The sequence below is a fragment of the Bythopirellula goksoeyrii genome, from assembly GCF_008065115.1.
Classification (GTDB): domain Bacteria; phylum Planctomycetota; class Planctomycetia; order Pirellulales; family Lacipirellulaceae; genus Bythopirellula; species Bythopirellula goksoeyrii.
In genome coordinates this window covers 4,241,658-4,268,109 of sequence record NZ_CP042913.1, presented here as the reverse complement: position 1 = coordinate 4,268,109, position 26,452 = coordinate 4,241,658, and the positions used below count along the sequence as shown (strand labels likewise).

At 48.4% G+C, this 26,452-nt stretch carries 20 protein-coding genes; 9 read left to right on the top strand and 11 right to left on the bottom strand.

Going from position 1 to position 26,452, the window contains the following annotated elements:
- Positions 1-409: 409 nt before the first annotated feature.
- The 5 genes from Pr1d_RS16980 to Pr1d_RS16960 all read right to left on the bottom strand — a co-directional run bounded on the left by Pr1d_RS16980 (position 410) and on the right by Pr1d_RS16960 (position 6,404).
- The gene (locus Pr1d_RS16980; protein WP_148074640.1) at positions 410-916 is read right to left on the bottom strand and encodes an EF-hand domain-containing protein; all 507 of its coding nucleotides are present in this window, start codon (positions 914-916) and stop codon (positions 410-412) included.
- A gap of 212 nt (positions 917-1,128) precedes the next feature.
- Positions 1,129-2,193 carry a DUF1559 domain-containing protein gene (locus tag Pr1d_RS16975; protein WP_168205300.1) on the bottom strand — a complete coding sequence of 355 codons (1,065 nt, stop codon included), beginning with the start codon at positions 2,191-2,193 and terminating at the stop codon, positions 1,129-1,131.
- A 378-nt stretch (positions 2,194-2,571) separates the two neighbouring features.
- The gene (locus Pr1d_RS16970) at positions 2,572-3,522 is read right to left on the bottom strand and encodes a sialate O-acetylesterase (protein WP_148074638.1); all 951 of its coding nucleotides are present in this window, start codon (positions 3,520-3,522) and stop codon (positions 2,572-2,574) included.
- Between the two features lie 69 nt (positions 3,523-3,591).
- Entirely contained in the window at positions 3,592-4,980 is a 1,389-nt protein-coding gene (locus Pr1d_RS16965; protein ID WP_148074637.1) for a PQQ-dependent sugar dehydrogenase, read from the bottom strand.
- A gap of 710 nt (positions 4,981-5,690) precedes the next feature.
- Positions 5,691-6,404 (bottom strand): PEP-CTERM sorting domain-containing protein, encoded by a 714-nt coding sequence (locus Pr1d_RS16960; protein ID WP_168205298.1) that lies wholly within the window; start codon positions 6,402-6,404, stop codon positions 5,691-5,693.
- 1,040 nt (positions 6,405-7,444) lie between these two features.
- Between Pr1d_RS16960 and Pr1d_RS16955 the strand changes: the two genes are divergently transcribed.
- From Pr1d_RS16955 to Pr1d_RS16935, 5 genes are all read left to right on the top strand, one after another.
- Positions 7,445-8,965: a sialate O-acetylesterase gene (locus tag Pr1d_RS16955; protein WP_148074635.1), complete on the top strand. Its 1,521-nt coding sequence runs from the start codon at positions 7,445-7,447 to the stop codon at positions 8,963-8,965.
- 943 nt (positions 8,966-9,908) lie between these two features.
- The gene (locus Pr1d_RS16950) at positions 9,909-11,516 is read left to right on the top strand and encodes a DUF7453 family protein (protein ID WP_148074634.1); all 1,608 of its coding nucleotides are present in this window, start codon (positions 9,909-9,911) and stop codon (positions 11,514-11,516) included.
- A gap of 453 nt (positions 11,517-11,969) precedes the next feature.
- Entirely contained in the window at positions 11,970-13,031 is a 1,062-nt protein-coding gene (locus Pr1d_RS16945) for a Gfo/Idh/MocA family protein (RefSeq protein ID WP_148074633.1), read from the top strand.
- An 85-nt stretch (positions 13,032-13,116) separates the two neighbouring features.
- Positions 13,117-13,863, top strand: coding sequence for a glucosamine-6-phosphate deaminase (locus tag Pr1d_RS16940; protein ID WP_148074632.1), 747 nt, complete (start codon positions 13,117-13,119; stop codon positions 13,861-13,863).
- Positions 13,864-14,393: 530 nt separating this feature from the next.
- Positions 14,394-14,639 (top strand): ParA family protein, encoded by a 246-nt coding sequence (locus tag Pr1d_RS16935; RefSeq protein ID WP_238476526.1) that lies wholly within the window; start codon positions 14,394-14,396, stop codon positions 14,637-14,639.
- A gap of 852 nt (positions 14,640-15,491) precedes the next feature.
- Here the strand turns inward: Pr1d_RS16935 and Pr1d_RS16930 are convergent.
- A complete protein-coding gene (locus tag Pr1d_RS16930; protein ID WP_148074631.1) occupies positions 15,492-15,794 on the bottom strand; it encodes a hypothetical protein in 303 nt (100 codons plus the stop codon).
- A gap of 3 nt (positions 15,795-15,797) precedes the next feature.
- Between Pr1d_RS16930 and Pr1d_RS25825 the strand changes: the two genes are divergently transcribed.
- Positions 15,798-15,971: a hypothetical protein gene (locus Pr1d_RS25825; RefSeq protein ID WP_168205297.1), complete on the top strand. Its 174-nt coding sequence runs from the start codon at positions 15,798-15,800 to the stop codon at positions 15,969-15,971.
- A 206-nt stretch (positions 15,972-16,177) separates the two neighbouring features.
- On the opposite strand, the gene Pr1d_RS16925 is transcribed toward Pr1d_RS25825, so the two are convergent.
- Together Pr1d_RS16925 and Pr1d_RS16920 are read right to left on the bottom strand one after the other, a co-directional pair.
- Positions 16,178-16,975, bottom strand: a complete 798-nt coding sequence (locus tag Pr1d_RS16925) for a tyrosine-type recombinase/integrase (protein ID WP_148074630.1) — start codon at positions 16,973-16,975, stop codon at positions 16,178-16,180.
- Positions 16,976-16,978: 3 nt separating this feature from the next.
- The gene (locus Pr1d_RS16920; protein ID WP_148074629.1) at positions 16,979-18,181 is read right to left on the bottom strand and encodes an ISH3 family transposase; all 1,203 of its coding nucleotides are present in this window, start codon (positions 18,179-18,181) and stop codon (positions 16,979-16,981) included.
- Positions 18,182-18,822: 641 nt separating this feature from the next.
- Between Pr1d_RS16920 and Pr1d_RS16910 the strand changes: the two genes are divergently transcribed.
- Positions 18,823-19,653, top strand: a complete 831-nt coding sequence (locus Pr1d_RS16910; protein WP_148074627.1) for a hypothetical protein — start codon at positions 18,823-18,825, stop codon at positions 19,651-19,653.
- A 25-nt stretch (positions 19,654-19,678) separates the two neighbouring features.
- On the opposite strand, the gene Pr1d_RS16905 is transcribed toward Pr1d_RS16910, so the two are convergent.
- Together Pr1d_RS16905 and Pr1d_RS16900 are read right to left on the bottom strand one after the other, a co-directional pair.
- Positions 19,679-20,092 carry a hypothetical protein gene (locus Pr1d_RS16905; protein ID WP_148074626.1) on the bottom strand — a complete coding sequence of 138 codons (414 nt, stop codon included), beginning with the start codon at positions 20,090-20,092 and terminating at the stop codon, positions 19,679-19,681.
- A gap of 11 nt (positions 20,093-20,103) precedes the next feature.
- On the bottom strand, positions 20,104-20,811 hold the full coding sequence (locus Pr1d_RS16900; RefSeq protein WP_168205296.1) for a ParA family protein: 708 nt from the start codon (positions 20,809-20,811) through the stop codon (positions 20,104-20,106).
- 864 nt (positions 20,812-21,675) lie between these two features.
- On the opposite strand from Pr1d_RS16900, the gene Pr1d_RS16895 reads away from it, so the two are divergent.
- Entirely contained in the window at positions 21,676-23,136 is a 1,461-nt protein-coding gene (locus Pr1d_RS16895) for a replication initiator protein A (RefSeq protein ID WP_148074624.1), read from the top strand.
- Positions 23,137-23,163: 27 nt separating this feature from the next.
- On the opposite strand, the gene Pr1d_RS16890 is transcribed toward Pr1d_RS16895, so the two are convergent.
- Positions 23,164-23,484: a hypothetical protein gene (locus tag Pr1d_RS16890; protein ID WP_148074623.1), complete on the bottom strand. Its 321-nt coding sequence runs from the start codon at positions 23,482-23,484 to the stop codon at positions 23,164-23,166.
- Positions 23,485-25,638: 2,154 nt separating this feature from the next.
- Here Pr1d_RS16890 and Pr1d_RS16885 point away from each other — a divergent pair.
- Entirely contained in the window at positions 25,639-26,433 is a 795-nt protein-coding gene (locus Pr1d_RS16885; RefSeq protein WP_148074622.1) for a hypothetical protein, read from the top strand.
- Positions 26,434-26,452 lie beyond the last annotated feature (19 nt).

Here is a 26,452-nt window from a genome sequence, read left to right as displayed (position 1 = left end):
GTAAGGAATACTCTTGAGTGATTGTTACTCGTGACCTTGGAAAGTGGGGTTCTATGGCTCGATCAAATCAAGTGGCCTGGTCTCAAAAGTGATTATCTACTTCGACGGAGCGATTTCCCTGAGAAGCAAAAGAATGCTGCAAGGAGTAAATGTCCTCGCAAACAACTTCGGATGTACTCTGAGATTCATGAAGAGCACTAACCAGCACAGCTACAATCCTCAGAATATGTCAGAAATGCGAGCTCTAGGCCAACACTTTATCGAGCTGTCCAGTTTTTGGGGAACAACTCAGCCAACACGGTCTCTGAAAAAAGATAAAGAGTAAATTATTCACTCGTTCCCTACAATTTCCCTCTAGAAACTCTCTAAAGACCGGAAACATCAAACCAGACCTCACATTGATATCTACTTACCTCTTCAAGAAAAATGTGACTTGACCTTCGTGATAAGAATCAGGTATCGAAGATACTTCGACTCCAAGAGTCGTCTTTACATTGTACTCTTCTGGGATTTCAAGTTCTGACGAAGTAACTTCAACCCGGTACATTCCAGGAGGAACGACCGACATATTGATGTCTTCAGGCGTGAACTGAACTAACCCACCTTCATTCGACGTACCTTCCAGCGAATCTAGGGCCTCTACAAGGAAAGATTCGGGAATCAAACGGACTTTCGCCCCCACTAAAGGCCGCTTATTCAGTAGTATCTTGCAGTCGAATGGGGTAAGGCCAACTCGCATTTTCACGTATTGGCTTATGCGCGAAGCGATCTCTTCACTGTTCAGACTGCCGTCCCCATCCCCTTCGCTATCAAGCTGTTTAGAGCAATACTTCAGCCCAGGAGCCGAACTCAACTCCTCCTCAGAAAGCTTGCTGTCTCCATTCTTATCAAACTCCGATATAGCCTTATTGGCCATGCTGACAGGATCCCATGTGGGAGCTGCGACTCGTTCCGAATAACTGCCAGAACACCCTGGCCAAACTAGGAAAGAAAGCAAAAAGACATTCTCTAACTTCGCTAAACTTAGAGGGGAAACCACTACTTTGCCAACAGATTCCAATCTAGCATGGCAAACTGATTTGAACTTTATAATCACCGCAACTCCAACTTTATGTGACTGTCTGATTGCTAGAAACTGCTCCTGTCGACGGTTTGACCATCATCCCGTGCCCCTAGATTCTTGTGGACTCGCGGATCGATGTCGAATGGGATCGCCTTAACGGAACCATCGCAAAAAGCCATGTGAAAGGTACTGGGATGGGCACTACCGAAATTAAACGTGCCGTCCAAGCCAGGTCGATCACGAAGTGGAATGAGATAATTATCGTCGTAGGGATCAAAACTAGATCCGGTGTATCCGTTCACATCACTATCGTACCCCAATAGGATATGTTGATCGTCAGCAGAACTTTCCCCTGTGAGATAATGATCTGAGTTTAAATACTTCTCTCCAACACAATAGGTGTTGCTCGTACCATCCGTAATACGAGACATGTCGATCATACTCCGCTGATGGGTTATTCCATTGATTGGTTCCTGTTTAACACCCTCCTCATCGAAACGAAAATCATAAATCTTAGCCACTGTTGCGTTTGCTGGTCCAGTATGCTCGTGCCTATTGATGCTACCAGAATTGGCCCGATAGTCGCTTCGCGCAGTGGTACAATTCCCTTCAGTACACGCCGTCGCGTTGTACGCAAGGACGCCGTTCTTCACCACTGGGTATGCAATAGCACTGCGACGCGAAGGGCAAGTAAAAGCGGAAATTGGCGTACCCACCTGAATCAAGATGGCGGCTGACCGTTCAGGACTCCCTTCGGCCATTCCGCTTCCCAGCTCCCTTAGGTTGGCCATTTCTATGTATGGGAGAATGTTGAATCCCCAGCCTCCGGGTTGTTCTATGCCAAACCCTAGATCAGGGTCTCCCGACCACCTCCATCCCCACCCTGAACTAGGAAAGTATCCATGAGCATCGTGATGGTTCATAAAACCCAAGCTAAGTTGCTTAAGATTATTGGAACATTGCGTGCGACGAGCGGCTTCGCGAGCTGCCTGAACAGCAGGTAATAGCAAAGCCACCAATACTCCGATAATGGCAATGACCACCAACAATTCCACCAACGTAAAACCTCGGTTTCTTTTTGAGAGCGGTAAGAACAACTCATGCCGCGAACAAAACTTTGAATCACCCATAAACATAGTTCGTGTCCTCAAAATAATACTGTGATGCTAGTGAATCTCACTTGCACTGTGAGAAGTGTATTCGGACTGCTGATGGCCAATCTGATACCGAAAAGCCATTTGCAAACTCAGGACTCAATAAGCCCTATTGTAGCCGATACTAAAGCTAAACGAACAAGAAAGACCGAATAGCATGTCATATGTTTAATGGTTTATTCTTACGGAAATGTCTCTCTATTCCTTCAAAGTAACTCATCTTCGCAGCAAGCTTCTTTCCCTCAGCTAGACTCTATTTGTTCTCGGAAAAACTATCAGACGCGAGCACTATTAGCGAATAATCGAATTCAAGATAGGCTGCAGGTTCAATCACTTTCAGGTTGTGTACGGTTATTAATGCGGTCGCTTGCGAGGACAAAGCAAAGACATTATCCCGGAGAGAAACAAGGCACACGCTGAAGGTTCAGGAACAATGATAGATTGGTACTTATCCGCGTACATCTTCCCCATTTGGATCTGAGCCGTGCCATTAAAGTGGGTATCATCGTCATCTCGGAAACCATCAATCGAGTCCTTATGAGTTGGCAAGTTCCGAAAATCAAGAACATGAGCTCCCTCGGTCGCAAATGCGGTGGCTGATGATTCGTCAGTCCGTAATTGAGCATCAATTATTGTATTTACTCCAGATGAAGTACGTTGCCGAATCGTGCCATAAATGAACGGCAAGTCTGGTGTCATAAGATCTTCTCGGATGCGCCCAATGAAATTCACGAAGTTCTCTTGGTAGCCATTCGCAAAGGTTAAATTCGCCGCATCGCTTTCGCCCTGATGCCAAAACATCGCTTTAAGTTGAATCTCTTTGCCTGGATTCTCTGCTTGCAGAGCTGCTAAGCCATTCTTTACTGTAGAATGAAACTCTTTGTACTTAACTCCTTGACTGAATAGGTCACCAGCGTTTCCAGGGTTCCAATCGACGGCAAGATTAGATCCACCTCGCGAGTGTTTTATCAGGGCAATATCGACACCCGGTCGTAGTTCGCTCAACCGCTTGCCAAGGCTAATTTCAGGACCAAACGTGTCGACTCCAAAACTGCTGAATCCACTAGGTGCGTTAGGTATCCACTGGCGAGGTATTCCTCCGACAGCGTCCGAATGATAAATCATCACATTTAGCTGAGGTAGACAACCAGCTGGAAGGTTTTCAATCAAACCGACACCTGACATATTTGACTGTCCTCCGAGAAGATATACCTCGATAACATCGCTGGCCGAAACCGGATTGATCGACAAGCAATAAAAACATGCTAGCAAGCAGGTCGACTGTACATGAAATCTGCAAAACATTAATGTCTCCTGATTATTTGTAGTTGATAAGTATGATTTAAAGGCTGATTAAGTCAGTCGCTTCCCTAACTATGAGAAGGCCGTATTTATTCGTCTGAATGCAATGATTGATCCTGAGACAAGGAGTAAAAGAATAGATGCTGGCTCAGGCACAATTTTGTAAATTGCTCCCTGATTACTTCCCAAGCCACCATTGCCAATTGAAACGATATAAAGATTGCCGTTCGCGTCTTCCGCAAAGGAAACGATACTGTCGATTACTCCTTCGGATTGTGCAAAGTTATTGGTCCAGTCAGTGAACTTCTTAAAGTTAGCGCCATCATACTGGTCTGGTGTCAAGCCAGAGACATCGGCCTCTATCGACCAAATTCGCGGATTAACGAAATCCGCAAAGAAATACTGTCCTTGAAGTTCTTCGATCGGCCCTCGGTATACGTAACCACCAGTGATCGAGCACCCGTCACCTTCGCCGAAGTTTCCGTAAGGGCATTCCTGGGGTGTCGTTCCATTGCCATGTGTGTATTGAAAAACTGGATCAACATTTCCAAAAGGCTTGGGGCCACCGGTATTTTCACGAGGTGTCGCTACCGTACCTTCGCGGAGACGCCAACCATAATTGGCACCACCGGAACTCCCTGCCGGCTGGAAATTGATTTCTTCAAGAATCTCTTGCCCAACGTCACCGATGTAAAAATCTCCAGTTTTGCGATCAAAACTGGCTCGCCAGGGATTTCGTAGGCCAGTCGCCCAGATTTCATCAAGTCCATCTCGACCCACATAGGGATTCGATAGGGGAATGGCGTAATTGCGATTAGTATCTGAGGGGAAATCATCAGCCAAACCATCCGTACCTACGTCCAAGCGCAAGATGGCACCATGAATATCGTTGATGTTTTGCGCATTGTTCGGTCTGTCGTGACTTGTCCCTCCCCCATCTCCATTAGTGACATAGAGATATCCATCAGGGCCAAATCCAATCCAATTGTTGTTGTGGCTTGGTAGCTGAGGGTACTCCAAGAGTGTTGTATAATCTGGCTTAGCCACATTTGGATTGTCGGGGGAAACTGTGTATCGCCGGATCGTCGATGTGCGACTGCTATCCATAGCATTGACATAAAAAAACCCGTTTTGTTCGTAATTTGGATGAAAGGCAATCGAGAATAGACCTTCAGACAAACTTGAATTAGATAAATTTGGAATGGTTAAGAAAGGAGTTGGGTCTACTGTGTTTGTGTTCAGATCGAGGATCTTAATATTGCCCGTTCGACTACTGCCTTCGTCACTTCCTCGCTCGACAATAAAAAGACGACTTGGGTCATTCGGAGGCGCTGTAGCATAAATTGGATCGTCCAATCCATAAGCAATGCGGACGGCTGAAATCCCGTTAGCCGTTTGGACCATTCCAAAGTAAAGTAGTATTGCAATAAGCGATGGGAAATCGCATAAATGTTTCTTCATATTTCTGCTCCTCTACACGACAAATTAAATGATTTGTAACTCAATCTCATCGATTAACTAAATGACAATCGGCACCGCAAACCTTGAATGTTCCGACTGAATGTGCACCTAACAAAGCTTGCTAAGAAAAAGAAACAGGCAAGCAAAGCAAACAGTCGTTGCAAGGTTTATTAGCAACCGTCAAGTGCTATGGCAATCTCCGGCCATAGACATCCGAAGAATCGATGATCGACTCAACCCAGAGAATGTTGTGAAACCTAGCTATCCATTTCGCCAGCATGTACGGTGAATTAGTCTGCGCGACTCAATACCGTTTTCATGTCCATGAAGATCACAACCAAGTCGAAAGAAAAGTAATGTCGAATACCCAAAAGAAAATGATAGGAATCGAAGACAGTTTCTTTTCTGCTTTCATATCTATATTGATACTAATCGACAGTCGATTAACAATCTACGCAAATTCAAAAATGACCAGTGGATTGCTTTTTGGTGTATTTATAGGAGTCGTATCTAGACATTAGATTGCAACTATCGCCCTAGACACCAGTAGAATCGTCATCCTGATTGGGAAATCAAATTTCACTCATAAACATTCTTATGGTGAAACAACAAATCAGGAGAGGAACGCCCCCTCCCGATTCGAAGCATTGCCATAGCCTACGTTCTCTCAACGCAAGACCAGCGAATTGTTAATAAAACATCGTAACAAATTACCGATGCCATCGGCGTACAGCAATTGCGCCAAGAGTACTCACCAGCAAAAGTAAGGAACTCGGCTCAGGGATCGCCTCTATCTGCATGGCTTGTATATACCAGAACTCGCTATCTGGCGCCGGTGCTACTTCTAATCCATTTCCCATGAATAAAATCGATGAGCCGGTTGCATCCGACAAGGCCGTCAGGTGGGCGACCTCGCTAGAATTCTCAATCGCATCCAAAGTAACTCCAGGGCCACCGTCTACGCTAAAGAGAGTGTTTCGACTCGGCGATGTCGTAGCCTTTCTCGAAGCATAGAAAGTGTAATAGTAAGCTGTATTTGGCGTCAAACCTTCAAGTTTGAAATGGACACCAGGGTCGCCGATATCCCCCCATAAAGAATCATAGGTAATGCTATTCGTGCCGGCACCGAAATAAGAAGCGGCTTCGCCACTCACTGCGGTCTCACCACTTTCATTATGAAATCTAAAATCGTCTCCACCAGGGAAAAGCTCGAATCCGGGAGTGATCGGAGTGCCACCACTATCTACTAACGTGAAACTGATGCCCGTCGAAGCTCCAGTAGTATCTACTAGATCGGCAATGACAGCAGTTGATTGCAATACTACATTGACACCTGTTACCGGGGCATCATCATTGCCGAAATCAAATAAAACAGCTCCAGTTGAAGTGGTCACCGCAAAAAAACCCATAATCGCAACAGTCATTATTGTTTCCGAAAATCGTCTCATGAAGTCAGTCTCCAAATAGTTGGTGATCAAAAATGGTAAATCAAACAAAAAATACACTGATATCGGTTGCTTTTAAGATGTGATTCTGCTGCCCAATATCACCTCTTAACTTCCTCTGGCACGATCCTTACTCCCCCCTCCAAGGGATAAGGGTATCCGGCGTAATGAATAGTGATTCGATACGGCATTTCGAACAATATTGATCCGTCCTACAAGGGCTCGCTCCTTAAACCAACCGATGGCACGTTTGCACTAACCGGAAAAGAACCTCACCAATCGAAACAAAGGAAGATGAGAGCAACTGCCAGTAGTAAACTAGAACCACCGAGTAGCCTTGCCTTACTTGACTCTAGTCGAGCACTACATCACAAGACAACTAATTTGTTGGTTTAACAGGCTTATTGTGTAATGGTGTAATTAGCAGTTGTGTGTTGATTCAGCGCGAATTGGAATTTCAAGCGTAGTCTGTTTGCGAGTAAAGGATGAATTGTTGACGGCTGCGCCGCATGTTTATTTGCGTTCACGCAGACCAGGAGACATTCATTGTCATCCTCTTAGACTTTCCTGGCTTACCAATCGATATGAGCTACGCCTTGGATAAAAAGTGCTCTTCTTCCAATTCGGTCCGTTCTGACAAGAGAACCCTTTGGTTGACAGATGCGAAGGGATATTCTTTTGGGCAATACGCCACGGCGTCCACATGAGTTTCACAATCGCGGCTTCAGTTCGGCAATAGCATGAATTCACTCAACAACCAAAGGAATGCATCAATCGGAGAAAGCTCAGCCTGGAAGTTGCCAAGATGGAATTTGGCGAGATCACCGATCTCGAAGGGCTCGGGCCGCTGTACAATTCTCCAGGCGAATCCATGAACTACACGTGGCGTGTTCTGGCCTGCGATTTGAATTCACTGCCAGGATATGCTCCAATTCTTCGAATTGGTCAGGGGGTTGCTACTGTTATCATCGGGCATCTATGTGTTTGACAGAATCTATTTGAAGCTACGAGGTAATCTAATGAAGTTTTTTCAAACGTTTTCGGCTATTTGCATTCTTGTTGTTTCCGCCTGCTATACAGTACCCGTAAGTCATGCAGTAGTTTCGATTCCTAACATCTTCAGCGACCACATGGTATTACAACAAAAGCAAGCCAACATTGTCTGGGGCAAATCGAGTCCAGGCGAGAAAGTGACCGTTAGGATCAAAGACCATGAGAAACAGACGACGGCAGATGAAGACGGCAATTGGAGCGTTAAATTGGATCCGCTTGATGCAGGTGGGCCTTATGAACTACTCGTTGTCGGGTCGAATACTATTACGATCACCGACGTTCTCGTCGGTGAAGTGTGGATCTGCTCTGGGCAGTCGAACATGGAATGGTCGGTCAATAAGTGCTCCGACTCCGATCTAGTGAAGGCAACAGCAAACTATCCATTTATTCGTATGGTGAACTATCCCAATAAGGGCAGCCAGGAACCAGCGTGGACTCATCTTGACGCGCACTGGCGAGTTTGTTCGTCGGAAACAGTGGGAAACTATTCGGCTGTCGGCTATTTCTTTGGGAGAGAACTTCATCAGGCTCTCAATGTGCCGATTGGTTTGATCAACAATTCTTGGGGTGGATCCGCCGCGGAAGCTTGGGTAAACCGTGAGGTGCTGGAGGAGACCAAGAAATATCATTCGCTCCTGGAACCCTGGCAAACTCTTGAGGATAAATATAAATTGCTTTCAAACAAGGCAGACAAAGGCGAAGAGGAGCAGAAGCAACTTGCGAGCCTTAGCAGTCAGATGATCGGCAATTCACGGCCGGGAAACCTCTACAACGGGATTCTCAAATCGCATTTGGGATATGGGATTCAAGGTGTGATCTGGTACCAAGGGGAATCTAACGTCGACCGGGCGCATCAATACCGTGACCTGTTTCCCTTGATGATTACAAACTGGCGAGACGAATGGAATCAAGGAGATTTCCCCTTCTATTGGGTCCAACTGGCAAATTATCTGGACGAACAGCCAGAACCGGGTGAAAGCGCATGGGCAGAACTCCGCGAAGCTCAGACGCTGACAATGTCTAAACTCTCCAACACAGGTGAAGCCGTCATCATCGACGTGGGCGAAGGGAAAGACATTCACCCTCGCAATAAACTCACCGTTGGACAACGGCTGGCGCGTTGGGCCCTTGCGAATCAATACGGCAAGGATATCGCCTACCACAGCCCCAGCTACAATTCATTTGAAATGAAAGACGGCAAGATCATCTTAACGTTCGACCAAGTTCATAACGGCTGGCGCACTTTTGATGTAAACAAACCAATTGGTTTTGCCATCGCTGGAGCTGACGAGAAGTTTGTCTGGGCCGATGCTAAGATTGTCGAAGAGAATCGCATCGAGGTCTCAAGCAGCAAGGTAGTCAACCCTGTAGCTGTACGCTATGCCTGGGCAGACAATCCGGTCTGCAATATGTTTGACGGCGTCGGATTGCCCTTGACACCGTTTCGGACTGACGATTGGCCGGGCGTAACGGTTGACAATCAGTAGGACACTACTGGAATCTTGCTTACCCGGTTCGACACAGCTTCCGATTTCTGAATCGCATCCGAAGGGTTAGTATAAAACCGATCGCTGCAAGGACGTCACCCAGCATCACATTGTTGGTTCAAATGTTGATATGCTAATTCTATTTTTCCATCATTCACAGTTCGTTCTCTGGCTAAAGAGCAAAATCGCCTATCACACCTTCAAGAACTGAGATGATTTCGAATATGTCGAAAATCGTGGGAGTAAACTATACGCAGGCGAAGTGCCTAGACCCCGCCGAAGCTTGCGATACTGGTGCCGAGGATGTAGCTGGCATGATCAAATTGCCCCAGAAACACTCGGCTTATTGTGGCCGACGCGTTTTCCGAAAGTGAAATGCTGAAGTGTTGTGTCATCTGTGAAGCTGAAAAAGATGGCAAATTTGATTTCTCCAACCCTGTTGATTTAGAGCACTCCATGGGAAACCTCGTCATTGTCCTTCATGTTCTCTCAACCGCGTAGCTGCTTCGCCTTCAATCAATACCAGGTCGTTTAACAAACAAGCTTTTTCGTCCAGACCCAGATTTAAGTAGACTCTTATGCAAGAAGATTGTCTAACAGTCTAATGGGTACTGTTTAGCAAGTGCCAACCATGAATCAAAATGGCTTCTCAAGGGCAGTTAAAGGCGAAAATGTCGGAATTCGTAGGCAAACAACAGTTTGTCCAACAGTTAATGAGTAAGAATTAAAGAGTCCTAATTCGACAATAATAGTGAATAACTACTCGCCATAGATGGTAGATACCAACTCACAAGGTGCCTGTAATTACCACTCTTATTGCATGAGTTTTAGACTGGGTTTAGTATGAAAGTATCTATTGACTATTGTGAATTCTGCAATGGATAGATGTACATCTGCCTTTTATTTTTTTCTCACATTCTTGTCGAACCGGTGAATTTCATTTATGAATATTATAAGATGCACTGTTCTTTATTTAGCTTTCGTTGGCATTGGCTTGCTGGAGAGTTTGGGGACAAATGCCGAAGCGGAAGGACTAAGAACGGTAGCGGTCTCAAGTAATGTTGCCCCTGATTCCGGCGATATTTTTTCCAGTTTCGGACTCCCTGTCCTAAACGATCATGGGCAAACTGCATTTCCTGGAACTCTCGCAGGCCCAGGAGTAGACCCCAGTAATGATCTCGGTCTCTGGTCCGAAGGAACTGGCACACTTGGTTTGGTGGCGCGTGAGAGTAGTGCAGCCCCAGGCACTAGTGCAAATTTTTCCAGCCTTAGCGACCCTGTTTTGAACAACGCGGGTCAAATAGCATTCTTGGGGGGGCTCGCAGGTTTGGGAGTAGACCCCAACAACGACCGCGGTATTTGGTCTGAGGGAGGTGGCCCAATTGCCTTAGTGGCACGCGAAGGTGATGCGGCGCCGGATACCACCGTGATTTTTTCTAGAATAGCCCTTCCCCCAGTCTTCAATAATTCAGGCCAAACAGCATTTCACGGTCAGCTCTCCGGAATCGATGTAGATCATGGCAACGACCGCGGTATTTGGTCCGAGGGAAGTGGTTCGCTCACTCTGGTAGTTCGCGATGGGAACGCAGCACCCGGCACGGGAGCAATTTTTTCTGGCTCCGAGTTTCCCGTTCTTAACGGCCTGGGTAAGATCGCTTTTCGAGGTATTCTCTCCGGAACAGGTGTGATCAGCAACAACAACAGTGGTATTTGGTACGGCTCAGATGGCTCTCTAGTATTGGTTGTGCGTGAGGGCGAGGTAGCTCCTGGCACGAACGCAAGCTTCTCTGGTTTTGGACTTCCCGTGGTGAATAATGCGAGTCAAACAGCGTTCTTGGGAAACCTGTTAGGGACCGAAGTGGATAGCAACAATGATAGTGGTGTTTGGTCGGGTGGTAGTGGCTCGATCATATTGATTGCCCGTGAGGGTAGTGTTGCTCCAGGTGTTGACGGTAATTTTGCTAGTTTCAGCGACCCTGTAATGAATGGTGCAGGACAAGTGTTATTCCGTGCCACTCTCGAAGGCGAACAAGTAAGTGCCAGCAATAATCATGGTATATGGTCTGAAGGAAATGGCTCGCTCGCGCTATTGGCTCGTTCGGGTCATCCAGCTTCGGGCACGAGTGCTACCTTTTCTAGCTTCGAAGACCCAATCATCAATGCAATGGGGCAAGCAGCGTTTTTAGGCTATCTCACTGGCTTAGGTGTTGGCTCCAACAACAATAGTGGTATTTGGGCGCAAAATTCATCGGGAGTGCTGACCTTGATAGTCCGAGAAGGTGATCTGCTTGACATCGACAACGGATTGGGTACCGATTTTCGACAGATTAGCGAATTGGGTTTTGTCGGGGGCAGTGGGAATGAGGATGGTCGAGCAAGCGGCTTCAACGATTTGGGGCAGGTGGCATTTAGGGCACGATTCACAGATGGTTCTAGTGGAATCTTTGTCTCCGATCTTGTCGCTATCCCTGAGCCGAGTTCATCGCTATTACTTTGCATAGCTGTTGTGGGCTTGTTGTTTCGATGCACAAAGAATCGCACCTTCTTTTAGTCATGGTTAATTACATTTCAGCTGAATAAAGACTAAAAGCCTATCCAATAACCCCGGCAGTTCTTCCACGGCCATTCATGATGCTAGCGGAAATCGATTCGATGGTAATTGGAGATTACTCAACGGTCTTTCTGACACGTCTCCGACGTCGTTTCCATCAGTCAATGGTTCAACTGGCGGGTATTTCTTCTTCACTTTTGTTATCCTCCCCCGCGATCACGACTTGGACAATGATGTCGACGGCTCGAGTTTCCTCTGGTGACAGTCTCACTATGCTCCCAACGCTACCGACAAGACTTTTGAAGAGGGAGATTTTGATGGAGATGGGGACGTGGATGCGGATGATCTCGCTCTCTGGCAGGATAACTACGGGTTGGATCTCTCATCGTGGTCGTAGTACGCTAATCACATCATTGGATGTCGAACCTCCAATACGAGAGAAAGAATCAATTTATGACTATGTTCAATCGGATTGTTCCCTATTCGACTTCCATAATGCTTTTGCCACTATTTCTCAGCTTTCTGGTAAATGTTGTACTTAGCACTGCTCGGGCAGGAGAGCCCCTAAAGGTTGCTATCATTGGTACAGATACAAGCCACGCAATTGCCTTCACGACGTTGATGAATTCGGAGAACGCCATAGGGCCACTTGCCGACGTACAAGTAGTGGTTGCCTACCCGGGTGGGAGTTCCGATATTCCAAGTAGTAGAGATCGGGTAATGGACTTTTCCAAGCAACTTGCGGAGGCCGGCATTGCGATTGTTGACTCTCCCGAAGAGGCAGTCGCCGATGTCGACGCAATTCTGCTGGAAAGCGTCGACGGACGCGCACACCTTGATCAATTTCGCAGGATCGCGATGGGCAAGCCGGTCTTTATCGACAAGCCCGCAGCTGCCTCTGTGGCCGACTTTCTCGAAATCATGCGGATCGCTGAAGAGACAAATACCCCCTTCTTCTCCTCATCAGCACTTAGATTTTGCCCGGAGGTGGACCTTGTAACTAAATCCAATAAAACTGGTAACGTACTCGGAGCGGCAACTTCGACACCTTTTCAATTGGAACCCCATCATCCAGACTTGTTCTGGTACGGAATCCATGGGATCGAGGCCCTCTCTGCACTCTTAGGACCTGGCTGTGAAACTGTCGCACGCCACGACTCCAAGATTGGGGCGCTAATCGTCGGCTGTTGGTCAGACGGACGGCAGGGGGCGACCTGGGCTTTGTCTACCAAGGGTGCAGTCTATTCGTTTACGGTCTATGGCGACAAGACTGTGGCTTCCAAAACGGGGTTCTCTGGGTACGACAATCTTGTCAATGAAATATGCAAGTTCTTTGTCAGTCGCATTCCGCCAATTAGCCCTCGAATCACGCTGGAAATCTTGGCCATTATGGAAGCAGCAGACGAAAGTCGCGATCAAGAGGGAATACCGATCTCAATTAGCAGCATCATAAATCGTGCCCGTAAGAAAAACTTGGACGACCCAAATACTATAACGTCAGCCCCAACAAAGTAAAGCTACCTCTTAATTGCAACTCTACTCGCTTCCATCGAGAGAATCGAACGCGTAACTTGTCGTACCATGACTCAAGGAGATATCCGTGGAAATCCAGATTTTCCAAGATTTAGCTACAGTTGCTGAGCATGCGGCTTCGGCCGGGGCTAGAGAAATTCGTGCTGCTATTGAAGCAAGAGGTCGAGCAACAGTTGTCATGGCTTCGGCAGCTTCCCAAATTCAAATGGTCGAAGCACTTTTGAAAGAACCGGACATCAAATGGCAAACAGTTAGACTCTTTCACTTGGATGAGTACGTAGGACTTCCCATCGAACACCCAGCATCTTTTCGCCGTTTTCTCTGGGAGCGGTTTATAAGGCATCTCGCATTACCCCCACGAGAAGTCAACTTTCTCAATGCAGAGTCCAATGCCGAGGAAGAATGCCTTCGCGTTGGCAACTTAATTCGCCAGGAACCCGTCGATGTCGCTTTCATTGGAATCGGCGAGAACTGCCACATCGCCTTCAACGACCCCCCCGCCAATTTCGAAACAGAGTCTCCATTTATTGTAGTGCGTCTAGACGAACAATGCCGGAAGCAGCAAGTTGGCGAGGGCTGGTTCCGCTCACTCGACGGCGTGCCTCACCAAGCAATCAGTATGTCGGTTCGACAAATCATGAAATCAAAGCATGTCATATGTACTGTACCCGACGAACGAAAAGCTCAGGCAGTCCGTAATTCGGTGGAAGGTCCTGTCAGTAATCAAGTACCAGCTTCTATTCTTCAAGAGCACCCACATACATCGCTATTTCTCGACTCTCATTCTGCTGCTTTGCTCTCGAAGCACGAATGACCGCTACACTTACACAAAATTGCTTGAGCCGATTCGTTGACATACAAGTCAATGCATACGCTGGTGGCGACTTCAACAGCCAGCGCTTGTCGGCGCAAGTAATTCATAATGCCTGCCATTTTCGCTTTTTCAAATGTTGTTCAGAAAACTCACAACTCTTAATTTCTCAGTCGACTCACGCTTCCATATCGCTGGCCTCTAAACATACATGATCTCTGCAATCAAAGCTCGCACACAAGCAATTGGATTGATCTCGACTTAGAATCGGGAATACGGCAATACTTGTGGGTAATTGAAAGGATCGTGAAACGGTTACGTCGTACCCACTGAACACTTCCGTGCATATCAGTAAGTGTGTTTTCAAGTAAGTTTGCAAGTCCGCACTAAAACCTGCCGAATTTCAGGAAAGCGTGGTACACTGTATATAAAAAAACCAACTGGCTGACTTGATTACATACCATCACCATTAGTGGCTTGTCCATAAGCAACTCATTCGTTTTCCCAACTAACAGGTTTTCAACGATACATACTTGTCATACCGCTCGCAGACGCGCTACTCTGGGCACATGTTAATCGCGTTTGCAAATAGTAAAGGCGGAGTAGGGAAGTCAACGCTGGCCGTGCATCTTGCCGTATTGCTATTCGACCTTGGGAAGACTGTGGCTCTGCTTGATACTGACAAACAGCGTTCCAGTTCAACCTGGATCGCCGAAGCTCGTCGAGTTCGCCATTTCGGCGACGACCTCGAGGTTATGAGAATCATCGGGCGAATTTAGCGAGACCACTTGAAAACAAGCGTGAAACGCGATCTTACTACACTTCTCACTGCTGACAAGACTTAGCAAGTTTTAGCATCTTTTAGCAGGTTTTAGCATTTTTCTTCCTGCCAACGGTGTAGTCGATTTTGAAGAACAATTGTCATCGAATCAGTCCACAGGAATACTTGCCAAAGATAGTTCGCGTGAGAGAATCGTCATACACCAGGGTTCAGAAGGCTTGTCACTCCTGATTCTCGACTACTCGCAAGGAATGTTGGTCCGATGCGCGACTGGTTCTCACCCCTGTTCTTTCTATTTGCCAGAACTGATGAAGAGCTCTTGAGGCGGCAGATTCTTTTCTTGAAGGCCGAGCTAGAAATGACCCTCAAGCGGGTCCGAAAGTAGCGTATCTTCCTTACCAACGAAGAGAGGCAACAGCTACTCGAATTGGGTGACAGTATCGGCTCGGAGGTGCTGAAGTTGATTTCCATTGTGCACCCGCGAACTTATCGCAGATGGCTCGAGAGGAGAAGCCAGGGCAAGAAGCCGACGAAGAAAATGGGAAGAAAAGGTACCTCCGAAACCATCCGTCAGATCGTGGTTCGCTTAGCGAGAGAGAATCAATGGGGATACGGGCGAATTGTGGGCGAACTACGCAAATAGCGAATTCGCTGCTGTGGCCGAACAACCGTACGTACCATCCTCAAAGAAGAAGGTCTTCATCCGGGACCGAAACGTGGCCCTGGTACGTGGGACGACTTCGCGAAGATTCACGCTGACACTCTCTGGCAATGTGACTTCTTCTCGAAGATGGTGATGACCAGCACCGGGCTTAGGCAGGCCTATGTCCTGGCCTTCCTGCATGTCAGATCACGGCGGGTGATCTGCTCTCCTGCGACGATCAAGCCCGATAATAAGTGGGTAACAGCTCAAGCCGGATTGATGCTTGAGCAAGCCCGTGGAATGGAGCTTCCGGTTTAATACCTCGTCCGCGAGCTCGATTTCAAGTACTCCAACCGATTCGATCAGGTCTTCACTGACAACGGTGTCAGGATAGAGCCCACCGCTCCCCGAGCCCCGAATCAGAACGCGTTCGTCGAGCGCTGGGGTGGGTAGATCGGCGGTGAGTGCCTTAACCGATTCATCGCCTTCGGCTTGGGGCACCTCGATCATCTCGTGTCTGCTTATCTCGAATACTATCACCAGGCTCGTCCTCATCAGCGGAAGGAGAACAAGCCGTTACTCGGGGTTTGGCCTGAGGTTGACGACCCGTTGGACGGGAGCGATGAGATCGTCTGCCGACAGTGGCTTGGCGGCGTATTGAAGCACTACGAACGCAAAACCGCCTGACGAGCAGTTCTAGAATGTGCTCTGACGCATCGTGGGTGCCTGCAATGCGTCGTCATTCGCTTATGACAAATCAATCAAGATTTGTGACAATCATGTGCGTTTGATCGAGTGCCTGGGCAGCCACTTCAACCGCGTATTACCGGTCGATATTGTGTGACAAACTTGTTGAACAGCACGATTGCGGAAAAACATCCTATATTCTCACATCAGATCTGAATCTTCTCAATCTCATCGAGGTTAATCGTGTCCGAAGTTCGGTCATAGAGTTTAGTGCTTCGTACAGACTCATGGGCGGCCATTCTTTGGGCGTATTCCAGCAACCCACCGCATTGCAGATAGGCGGTGATTCCCGTTGCCCGGAAAATATGACAACAGACTCGGGAAGAAAGCCCTACCTGTCGCGCTCGCCGCTTAATCATTCGTAGCACATCAACCCGGTGCATTCGGACCACAGTCAGATTGCTCCTAGGATCAATGGTGCGAAAAATAGGGCCTTGAGAATCAACACGAATTCCAGCACATTGCATGTAAGCCTCTACGTATTCCTCAGCTTTATGGTGAGCTGGCACTTCATGATGCTTGCCCCCTTTTTCATGGAGTCGAAACCACATCCGTCTTCCTTGCGAAAAGTAGTCGCCAACATCCATTCCAACGGCTGCCGAGACCCTCGCAAAACTATACACAAGCAGTCCAATTAAAGCGCGGTCTCGCACGCCGGCAATCGTCCGTAAATCGATGCCATCCAACAGTTGCCGCGCCTCTTCTGCTGTAAGCACAGGAGTTTTGCCCTTTTTGACCACGTGCCTGGGACCTCGCACGGCCGCTGCTGGATTGAGCGGTACAACCTGTCCCGTGACCAGGTAATCGAATAAGGAGCGAATCGCTGCCAGATGAAGTTTGACGGTGGGAGCACTCAACTCGCCTGTCAGTTGTTCTATATAACTGGCAACCGCTAGCGGTGAGATTTGAGCCAATTCGATAGTCAGTAGTTCCCAATACGACATGCTTCAGTAGTTTTCTGTAAGTCTTTGATAGGCTTCATATTCGATGCCTTGCTTGCGGTCGGCTCCGAGGTGCTTTCCAACGACTTGGCTGATCCAGAGCAGCATTTCTCGGAAGCGGAGTAACTTTAGGAATAGTTGCGGTTGGTCGCTCCATTTTCCTTTGGCCATCTTGAAATGCAGCCAGACCCAAACGTTTCGCAGCACCAAGGCGATGCCGACAAAAAGCAGCCGCAAGGCGGGGTCCCGGGTACAGGTCTTGATCCGCGCTTCGTTCATCTGGCGATAGCTGGTCTCGATGCCAAAGCGAGTGCGGTAGGTTTCGCGTATCTCTTTGGGGGTCAGGCGAACTTTCCAAACCGCGTACATCAGCTTCTTGGTGCGACGCTTGCCAGACTTCTTGTGCGTATACCTCTTGCTGGCAACGCAGATCGTGAGCTGGGTACGGCGAGTTTTGCCGTCGATCTTGCCTTGATGACGATAACGATAGTAACCGTTCTTCTTCTTTTGGATCGCACGCAGACCCGTCGCCTGCTTGCCACGCTTCGGTTTGCGACCCCGCACGACCGCTGGAATAATGAAACCGTGCCCAGCACGCTTCAAGTAAGACATCACCTCGACGTTGAAAAACTCCTTGTCTAGCAGGAGAAATCGTATTTTCACCTGCCGACGACGAACGATGACCAGCAGTCGCTGGAGCACTGCCTTGAGCTTTTCGCCATGCTCCACAGGGGTCAAAGCGAGTGTATAACGATGGCCTTTGTGGACCACCGCCACGGTCGCGTAGGCATGAAAGTGTGTTGTGCCACTCTTGGGTGCGCTGCGATAGATTTCCTTTTCGTGCTCCAGTGGCTGACCATGATAGGGAATCAACGTTAGATCGACGGCTATTCTCCGCCGCTTGCGAAACAGGGCTTTGGGAAGTTCGGTTACCAGCGAGCGATTCAGTCGACGCTCCAGTTCGGAGATATCGGGGAGCGATGAGTCGAGCGCATTGCGAATCGTTTGGTCGCACGGTGCATCGGCCAAGTCGCGACACACAGCGAAAACGCTGGTCATCCGCGCCGCTGCGATCAACAGAATCTCGAATAACGTGCTGGCAGTGCATTTAGTCCTTTTGTACTCCAACTTCAAAGACCTAGCCAGCCAATCGTTGGCATAGCCGTGTACTTCATTCTTGGTAACGATATAATCCTGTTGTGAACGCATGGCTCCCTCCTTGGAGAATGATTTGATTTGACAAAAACCATTGTCCTGAGGGACCTTGCGTTCACCTAGAGAAATCTCCCGTATTGGGAACTACTGATAGTGTATTGATCACACCAGTCGAAGAATCGTGCAGCATCACGGGCATACGCCTCGCGAGTCCCAGGGTTACGAATTTGTGCTGCGAAGAATTCCAAAAATCTTCTCCTTGAGATGGGACCTGCTCGCTGGATGAGGGGCGGGAGAGAACGATGAGCAAGAAGGACTTCGCTGGCACTTGCCTCACTTTCTGGAATGATTAAACCATCTTTGACCATCACTCGCATCATGCCACAGCGAGGGAGTTTCAAAAACGACATTTTGAAACCCACCGCGCACTTCACGATTTCTAAAGAACAGCGTTTTTGATTGCTGATTGTCAGTGCTAAGCTATCTGAAAGATTGAAGAATCCTGTCGGCACTCCGACCTCAAGTGGAGTCCAACAGTCGAAATCGCTAAAAACAATTTCGACGATCACTGTGTTCTCCATTGAATGCTAGGTCAGGATTGATAGAGAATAATTCGGATTGTCGTGAAAGGAGAGTCTAAGTGTCTACAAAAAACCAGGGTGCGTTATATAGGATGCCCGTGTTAGCCTTAACGTATGACGCATGCCTCACGTCAAAAAAGAAAGTCCGTTCCCAGAAACGCCCTCATTCTCACTACTTACGAGGAACTCGAAAACTTTGTGAGGGCCTTTGCTGGCGGGCACCTCAATCTGGTGATACGCGTAGGTGCCCGGGGACTCGCCAAAAGCAGGATTGTGCAAAAAACTCTCTCGAAGGATATCTGCTGGATTGAAGGAAACGCCAGTCCGTTTCGGATCTATGTGGAACTTTACAAACACCGTGACCAGTTTATTGTGATTGACGATGTCGATTCTCTCCATGCAGATAAGAACGGAGTCAGACTCCTGAAGAATCTGTGCCAGACGGAACCAGAAAAACGGGTCACCTGGTATACGGCTGCCAAGGGCTTAGAAAGAGAAGGAATTCCTCGTGAATTTACGACCAGTAGTCGAGTGGTGATTATCAGTAACGACTGGAAGAGCACAAATCACAATACCGCAGCTGTCGAAGATCGCAGTCAGGTGCTCTTGTTTCAGCCAACTGCATTAGAGGTTCATCTAAGAGCTAAAAAATGGTTTGATGACCCGGAAATCTTTGACTGGATCGGCGAACGACTCGCTCAAATACCCTCCCCGTCGATGCGACTTTATTACCGGGCCCGGGAGCTAAAGAATGCCGGCCTCGACTGGAAGCGGGTAATTCCTGACTCGGTTGGGAATAAGCGTACTCGGCTGGCACTTGAGCTTTTGAGAGACGAAACGTACGCAACCCAAGAAGCAAGGGCCCAGCAGTTTATTCTCCAGGGTGGTGGTTGTCGGGCCACGTATTTTAATTATGTCAGGCGTTTGAGATCGGTGAGTTCCTAAAGGAAGAATCCGATTAATTGTTTTCTTAGGGATCGTATCCCAATTGCTTGAGAGCTAGGGTAATTCCCAGATCAGCAATTTCCTGTTCATTAGCCGGCTCTCCTACCCCAAGTTGCCCATGCCGCTCTTTTCGTTTCTGACCATCGGCTGCATCTCGGAGTCTCAGGCTGGTGGTATCTCTAAGACCGATTGTATGTCGTACCCAAACAGGTTTTGTGCTTGCCACGAATTCGGTTGACTGTTCGCTCTTTGCTGAACTGATAGTTTCTAGATCAGGATCAGATTCCTCCCGATGCGGGTATTCCGAATTTCTCTTTGAATCGATGACTTTCAGGTGCGAGTCAGACTCCGGCTGCGGCGAACTTGAAGTTGTGACGAGATTCTTGCGTAATTCTTTAGCAGCAGTAAGGGCTTCATCCATCGTCCGATTCTGTTTCATGTATATTCTCCCTAACTGTTCGCTGCTGCCATTTGTTGACTGTGCTGACTGATGGTAACGATCATGTCACTCAAGAGTTCGGCAAAAAGAGCGTTAAGGTCTTCCTGAGCAGGAGACCTTCCTCCCTGAATGACGACCGACCCATTTATTCTGGCAGTTTGAAAGGCAGAGCTATCAATCCGTACTTTTTGATTCATGACTCGCAAGTTAGGACTGATTATATGAACAAGATCGACAACGCTCTGAGGGTCTCGGCCTGTCCGGGTCCGACCATCGAGACAGTTGATAATTACCCGTGCCTCCAAAAGTGGATTCTGGATGCGAGCTTCAGCGATTATCTGTTCTACGACAGAAAGAGGCTCAATCGCATCGAACTCGGGCTTTACCGGTATCAGCACAAAATCGCTGTGCTTTAACAGTTCGATATTGGTCTTTGCCGTACTCTGAAAGCCTCCCGGGGCATCGGCCACCGTGAAATGAAACTGTTCTGCCAGTTGAGGTAACAGGTCTCGTAGCTCTTCAGGGCTGGCGGGTTGATAGATGGGAATCTCTGGAGCCGCCTGCCCTACGCTGGTAGTGAGTGATTTATTGCCATATTCGCCAGCATCGAGATCGATGGCTGCCACCTGATGGCCTTTTCTATGGAGCCAAACACTCAAATTACTGGCCAGGGCGGATTTAGTGACCCCACCCTTACTGTGTGCAAAGGTAATATTCATGATTTTACCCTGACACAGAAATCTCATATCTCGCAAGAGGCTTTTTGAACGGTTGCTCGTCCGGTCGTGCGACCGCGTGAGAAATCGCGCGGTCGCACGTGAGACAGAACGCTGTAAGTATCGCTGAATCCCTAATGCGGTGTTTCGCCATAGCGAAAAGTCACCGCACTGATACGGCGATTGCTGGAACGATAGCTCGTGATAACGAATCGGTAATCGCTAGGTGCCTCGGGTGAACGTTCAGTCGGAAAACCGGGAGTTGACTGCAGTGGTCGCATACTCGTTTGGGCGATAAAGCTGCAGAACGATGGCTGCAACATTCGCCTGATAGCCAGTTGGACAAGAAGTAACAGAACGTCTTTTCATCTTGCTATGAGAGTTACTTCTGAGCTAGCGTAACTTCAAGTTGCTTGAAGTGGACAGGAACTTCGAAAAACTCTGATTCTTGTAAACTTTCAGGCACAAAAAAACCCGCCTGGAAGAGCGGGTGTTTTTGAAAGCGTGCACTTGGTTCTGGCGACCGAACCGAGCAGGCCAGGAGTTGTGTGGTGCTTCTCCAATAAACTGCTCAGGTCCGTCTGGTCAAGATCTTTTTTGTTGTGGTTTCTCAATGGCGAGGAGATTAGCTGAATCGCACTTTGGTCGAAATAGCATCACACCAACTACCGTAAGCTGGTACAGGAACTACCGTAATCCCGTACAGGATCTACCGGCATCCCGTACAGAGACTACCGTAATCTGATACAGGATTGTCGGCGGATCGCAAATGAAACCAAGGACTTAGAAGGAGACAATCTTGTTAAATAGATCAATCAAAACAACAACACTGCTTTCTGTTGATGTTTTTTTCTGTTTGGGTTGGTAATGGGACAGGCGAAACGTAAATCTGATTCAGGGAAAACAACTTCAAGAGGTGTCGATGGGCTGAATCTGGTCGAGTTCCCTTTGTCGGTCCTCTCGACCACAGTTCCTAAAAATATCAAAACGCTTGAATTCAATGAAACGAAGCTCATCGACGGCAAGCCGCTTCACCAAAAACTCACCATCACGGGTTCTGACAAATACGGCCTCCCCACGATCACGCACCACAAGCTCCTGGTAGCCCTCCTGCAGGTATTTAATGAACGAGGGGACTACAACAATCCCCGGATAGAATTCACCCGCTACGAGCTGCTGAAGAAGGTTGGCTGGCCAGACGATGCCCACTACTACCGGGTAACCCGAGAGGCCTTAAAAATCTGGAAAGGGGTCACCCTCTACTATGAAAACGCCTGGTGGGTGGACGGAAAGTTCAAGACCAAGGGATTTTCACTGATTGACGATTTTGAGTTGTTTGAGAAGAAACGAGGAACCGGTAGACGCACTAAAGGAGAACAAATCCAAGACCCCTCCTACGTGGTACTGGGGAGTGTGGTCGTCGAAGAATTCCGCAAGGAACGCACCAAGGGGCTCGACTATGAGTTCTACCAGCGACTCAAGTATCCAGTCTCCAAACAACTTTACCGCTATCTCGATAAGTGGTTCTGGTATTCCCCTGTGTTCAGGCATCCTGACGTGCTGGTATTTGCCCAGGAAAAAATTGGCCTCAGCAGAAACTACGATACTGCCAACTTGAAACGCCTACTCGACAAAGGAATCAAAGAGTTGACTACTATGGGTTACTTGCGAAAAGACGCGTTTCCTAACAGGTACACGAAAACAGGTGGTCTTGAACTAAGGAGAAACCTCGCCAAAGAATTACCGGAGCAAGTAAAATGTGAAAACAAACTCGAACTGGAACTTCAAAAGCGTGGGGTGAGCCAAGGGCGCAGGAAACCCACCTGCGCCGGGAGTCTAATCGATACATGTCCCGAATCGCTCATTGCGGAAAAAATAGCAGTCCATGACTGGCTTGTCGAAAAGTCAGACCCTGGCATCCAGAAGAATCCAGCAGGTTATCTGGTCGATTCCATCCGACACGACTGGCCAAACCCCAGTGGCTACAAATCAAAAGAATTGCTCCAAGCTGAAGCTGAGTCCAAACAGGCTGCTGAGCGCCGAGTTGCCAAGCGGCAGCAAAAACAACAAGCGGCTGAAAAACAACAACAAACTGCAGAAGAGGCCCAATTCCAAGAATTTGTTACCCAATTACAAGTTGACGGATCATTCGATGACTATGCTGAACAGTCCCTTCGCTACGGCCTGTTCAAACGATACTTCGATCAGAGCCATGAGGCGGGAGACATCGAAGCGGCCCAAGATTGGCAACTGAGAGCAGTCCGTGCCCACTGGAACAAAACCCACAGGAATAGCCAAAAGGGTAAAAAAGGTCTAGCAGGAGTGTGAGCGGCTAGAGCATCGACCTTTACTTGGTTAGAAGTTATCGGATTCAGCAGCACCAGCCCCTACGGGTACCTGGGCCTCTGAATCGCCATTTGTCGAGCGAGTCGCATAATCGACTTGCATCTGCTCATACGCTTTGGTTTCCATTTCCTGCAAAACGGCGATCACCCGAGGGATATCGTCGAGGGGAACATGGAGCACCTCGTTTTGCCACTGGTCATTCTGGTCTTTGTAAGACCGGGTGACACTGGGCGTGTAAAACGGATTGCCATTGCCATCGAAATTCTGCCAGAGTGCCCCCTGGATATTTCGGCGACGTACTGCTTCTGAGAACGGTCTTTTCTTAGCCATAGTAGAACCTCACTTTCAAAAATAAAAAAAGTTACCTTCGCTCTGACTCCGCTCATTCACTCCGCTAGCCTGATTCAAATATTGGCACGATTGAGCCGGCTAAGCAAATCTTTTCAACTACTGTTTGATTTTTATTGGCGGGGTCTGATATGTTCTCTTTCGTCAGAGCGACCATTGATCAGGAGTGGTTCGCTCGTGTTGTCAAGAACTGCAGAGAGGGCAATTCCCCCTCTCGACAGAAGATTGCACATCATCCAGACCGAGAACACGACCCGGTAAACTGGCCTTACCAACCAGCTAAGGGAGATGGGGAGTCATGACCCCACAACTAGTGTTCATGGTGGAGCTGCCTACTCGGAGACGGGTTTGGGCAAGGGCGGTGAAACAAAGAATTGATTCTTTTGTGTTTCACCCGTTTCAGTAAAACGACAGGCAGGAAGCCTGGCTCGTGAAGCGTTGACCCTACAGTGACTCGCTCTTTACCGGAAAGGATTCCAGGGAGAGTTTTTGAGTCCAGCTCGAAGGAGGCTTGCGTGAAGTAATCCTTAAAGAGCAAAGACTTCTTTGTACTGAAGTCGTTGAAGTTTGAGAGTAATCTCCGCATTCGATCCTGTGAATTGGGGGGGTGTTTCGTAAGAAACACCGATCCTCTAGGGAAGTACGGCGACCGTGAAATATTGCTTGCACTGTCTATCAATAGAGTGCAGGTGGTCGTTACAGTGAGCCTTTGGATAACAAAGGATCAAACAACAAGGAAGTTGTTCCAAAGCAGGTACCATTGCCAAAGCGGCGTGAATCCTGCACACGGGGTTCGCTGTGCTGAGTCTTGTTTCTCAGTACGGCCTTGTGGACCATCCAATGTGATGGCCTGTTCAACGTGTCACCCAATGCGGAGTTGTCATGGTGGCGTCTTAGTGGCGATCTAGGCCCCTGTTAGGGGGCTGAACACCAGGCATCGCGTACCGAACTGTACGCGGGGGTTGCCAGAAAAGGGCAATCGGCAGAAGAGCTGAAGCATTACATGGGAGTAATCCCTATGGGTGTAGAACCTAGCAGAGCTGGGCAGTCAAACTGGAACAATTCAAGTGCGTGGGGTAAGCGGAGCCTACTACTCCGTATGCTGAAAGGTTTATCAGGTCGAAAGACCTGGACAGAGAGAGTCTCTGGTCGCAACTATGGCCTGGGTTTAACCAGGTACATAGCGCATTTGAACCGTGGGTCATACCACTTACCGACAGGACTACTAGGTAGGGCGAAGAGAAAGTTTCGCTCGCAATCTGGCTGTAACTAAACGGGGAAGCTTAAGCCGTAGTGTGTCGAGTTCATGACTCGGACTACTTGGGGGCTGGATACCTCTCTTCATAGAGGTCCAGTCGGTTACTACTCAAGTTGGAAACTGCGGTACGGGAGTGTGGGTCAAGTAGAGGTTGCTAAGAGGAAGCGATGGCTTTAACCCATCGTGGACTCGGCAAGAGGCAGTGAAACCTCTTGGGTAAGGAGCGGGCCGGGAGAGATACCCGGGCACTGGGAGTTGGAATCTTCTCGTGTGGCGACAGTCCGATGCTCTTGGCAGGTAACGCGTGGTGGCGACCAATTAGATGCCTACTCGAAAGACCCGACCATGAGAGCGTATCTCTTAGGGGATCTGCTCTGCAAACTTGGTCTGGATGATGGCCTTCTCCCAGACAAGTGACTGCCAAAGGATTGGCGTCACTTGGAAGGGGAGGAGATTCGGTTTAACGGATGCTTCGCTATCGGACGAGATTTTCGGGTTTAACCGGGAATGTTTTCTGACGGTGACGAGACAGCATACAGGTGAGTTGCGCCTTGCGCCCGACAAATCTGTTGCTGGAGGTTTTGAGATGTTTTTTCAGACGACCCGTCATTACATGCCGGGGCGTATTTCTGGAGTAGACGCACCGGCATAAATCGGTGCTCTGGGGCTCTACATAAAGGCTTATGAAGAGGTTTTAACGGTTTGGTCTGTGAGTGGCCAGAGGTTAAATCGTGGTGCTCAGGTTCAATAGGACGCTTCAGGAGGAGAAGAACATATTCAGAGGTTTTTCATGGAAGGAGTGTGGCTTTTTTAGCAGTGGTTTGAGCCCTAATCAAACCGCTGCATCTTTTTTAAGTTGAAGTGAGGAGTAGTAAAGTATGGCAAGAGAAGAGTATCGGTACCTGATTGATAATAGTGCGGGCCTGGTTCGTATCATTGAAAAAACCATTCACTACAAGCCGTGGTATGCCACGGGAGTTGTTTCAGAGCGATTTCGGGATTGTCCTCTGGAGCATGACCGGCGGATGATCAAACTCTACCAAACAGATGCCCCTAAGTGGGATACTTGGCGGCGAAAAAAACAGGGACTTGCTCGCTATAAGTATGTGCGATTTGAGAATAGGTGGTGGCTGTTTGCCAGTTCTGGGGAGCGATCCTTGATGGAAGAGCGCAATCAGGTGCATCACATTCGAGATGTGCCCATTAAATTCGAGGGCTATTCGATTAGCCTTAAGCAGGGGGGCTATGAGCGGAGAAGCCGCGAGGAGAGAATCCGAGTGAATCGGGAGTGGGATGCTTACAAAGAAGCCAAGGCACGAGGCAAACAAGCGGCCAAGCCTCCAAGAGCCAAGCGGCACCAACGACAAGTTGCCAGTGTGCGGATCGAACGTGGGGCACTCAAAGGGTTAGAGCTGGAAGCCATAACACTTGCCCGCAAGGGGAAGCGTCATCAGGTAGCCACCTGGTTTTTTCAACTGGAGTTTAGTCCCTACCGGCCTGTCTATGAACAGCAAAAAACAATCCTGCGGAAAGTCAACAAGGTGCTCGGAGCACGGAGTATCGTAAAGCTTCCTACCAGTATCATTCGCTGGAAACGCGAAAACACCCCGGCTTATGTCGCGATCGAGACCGCTACGGAATCAGAATTTGACCAGCCCATAGTCAGAAGATGAGAATGTTGATGAGCAGTGA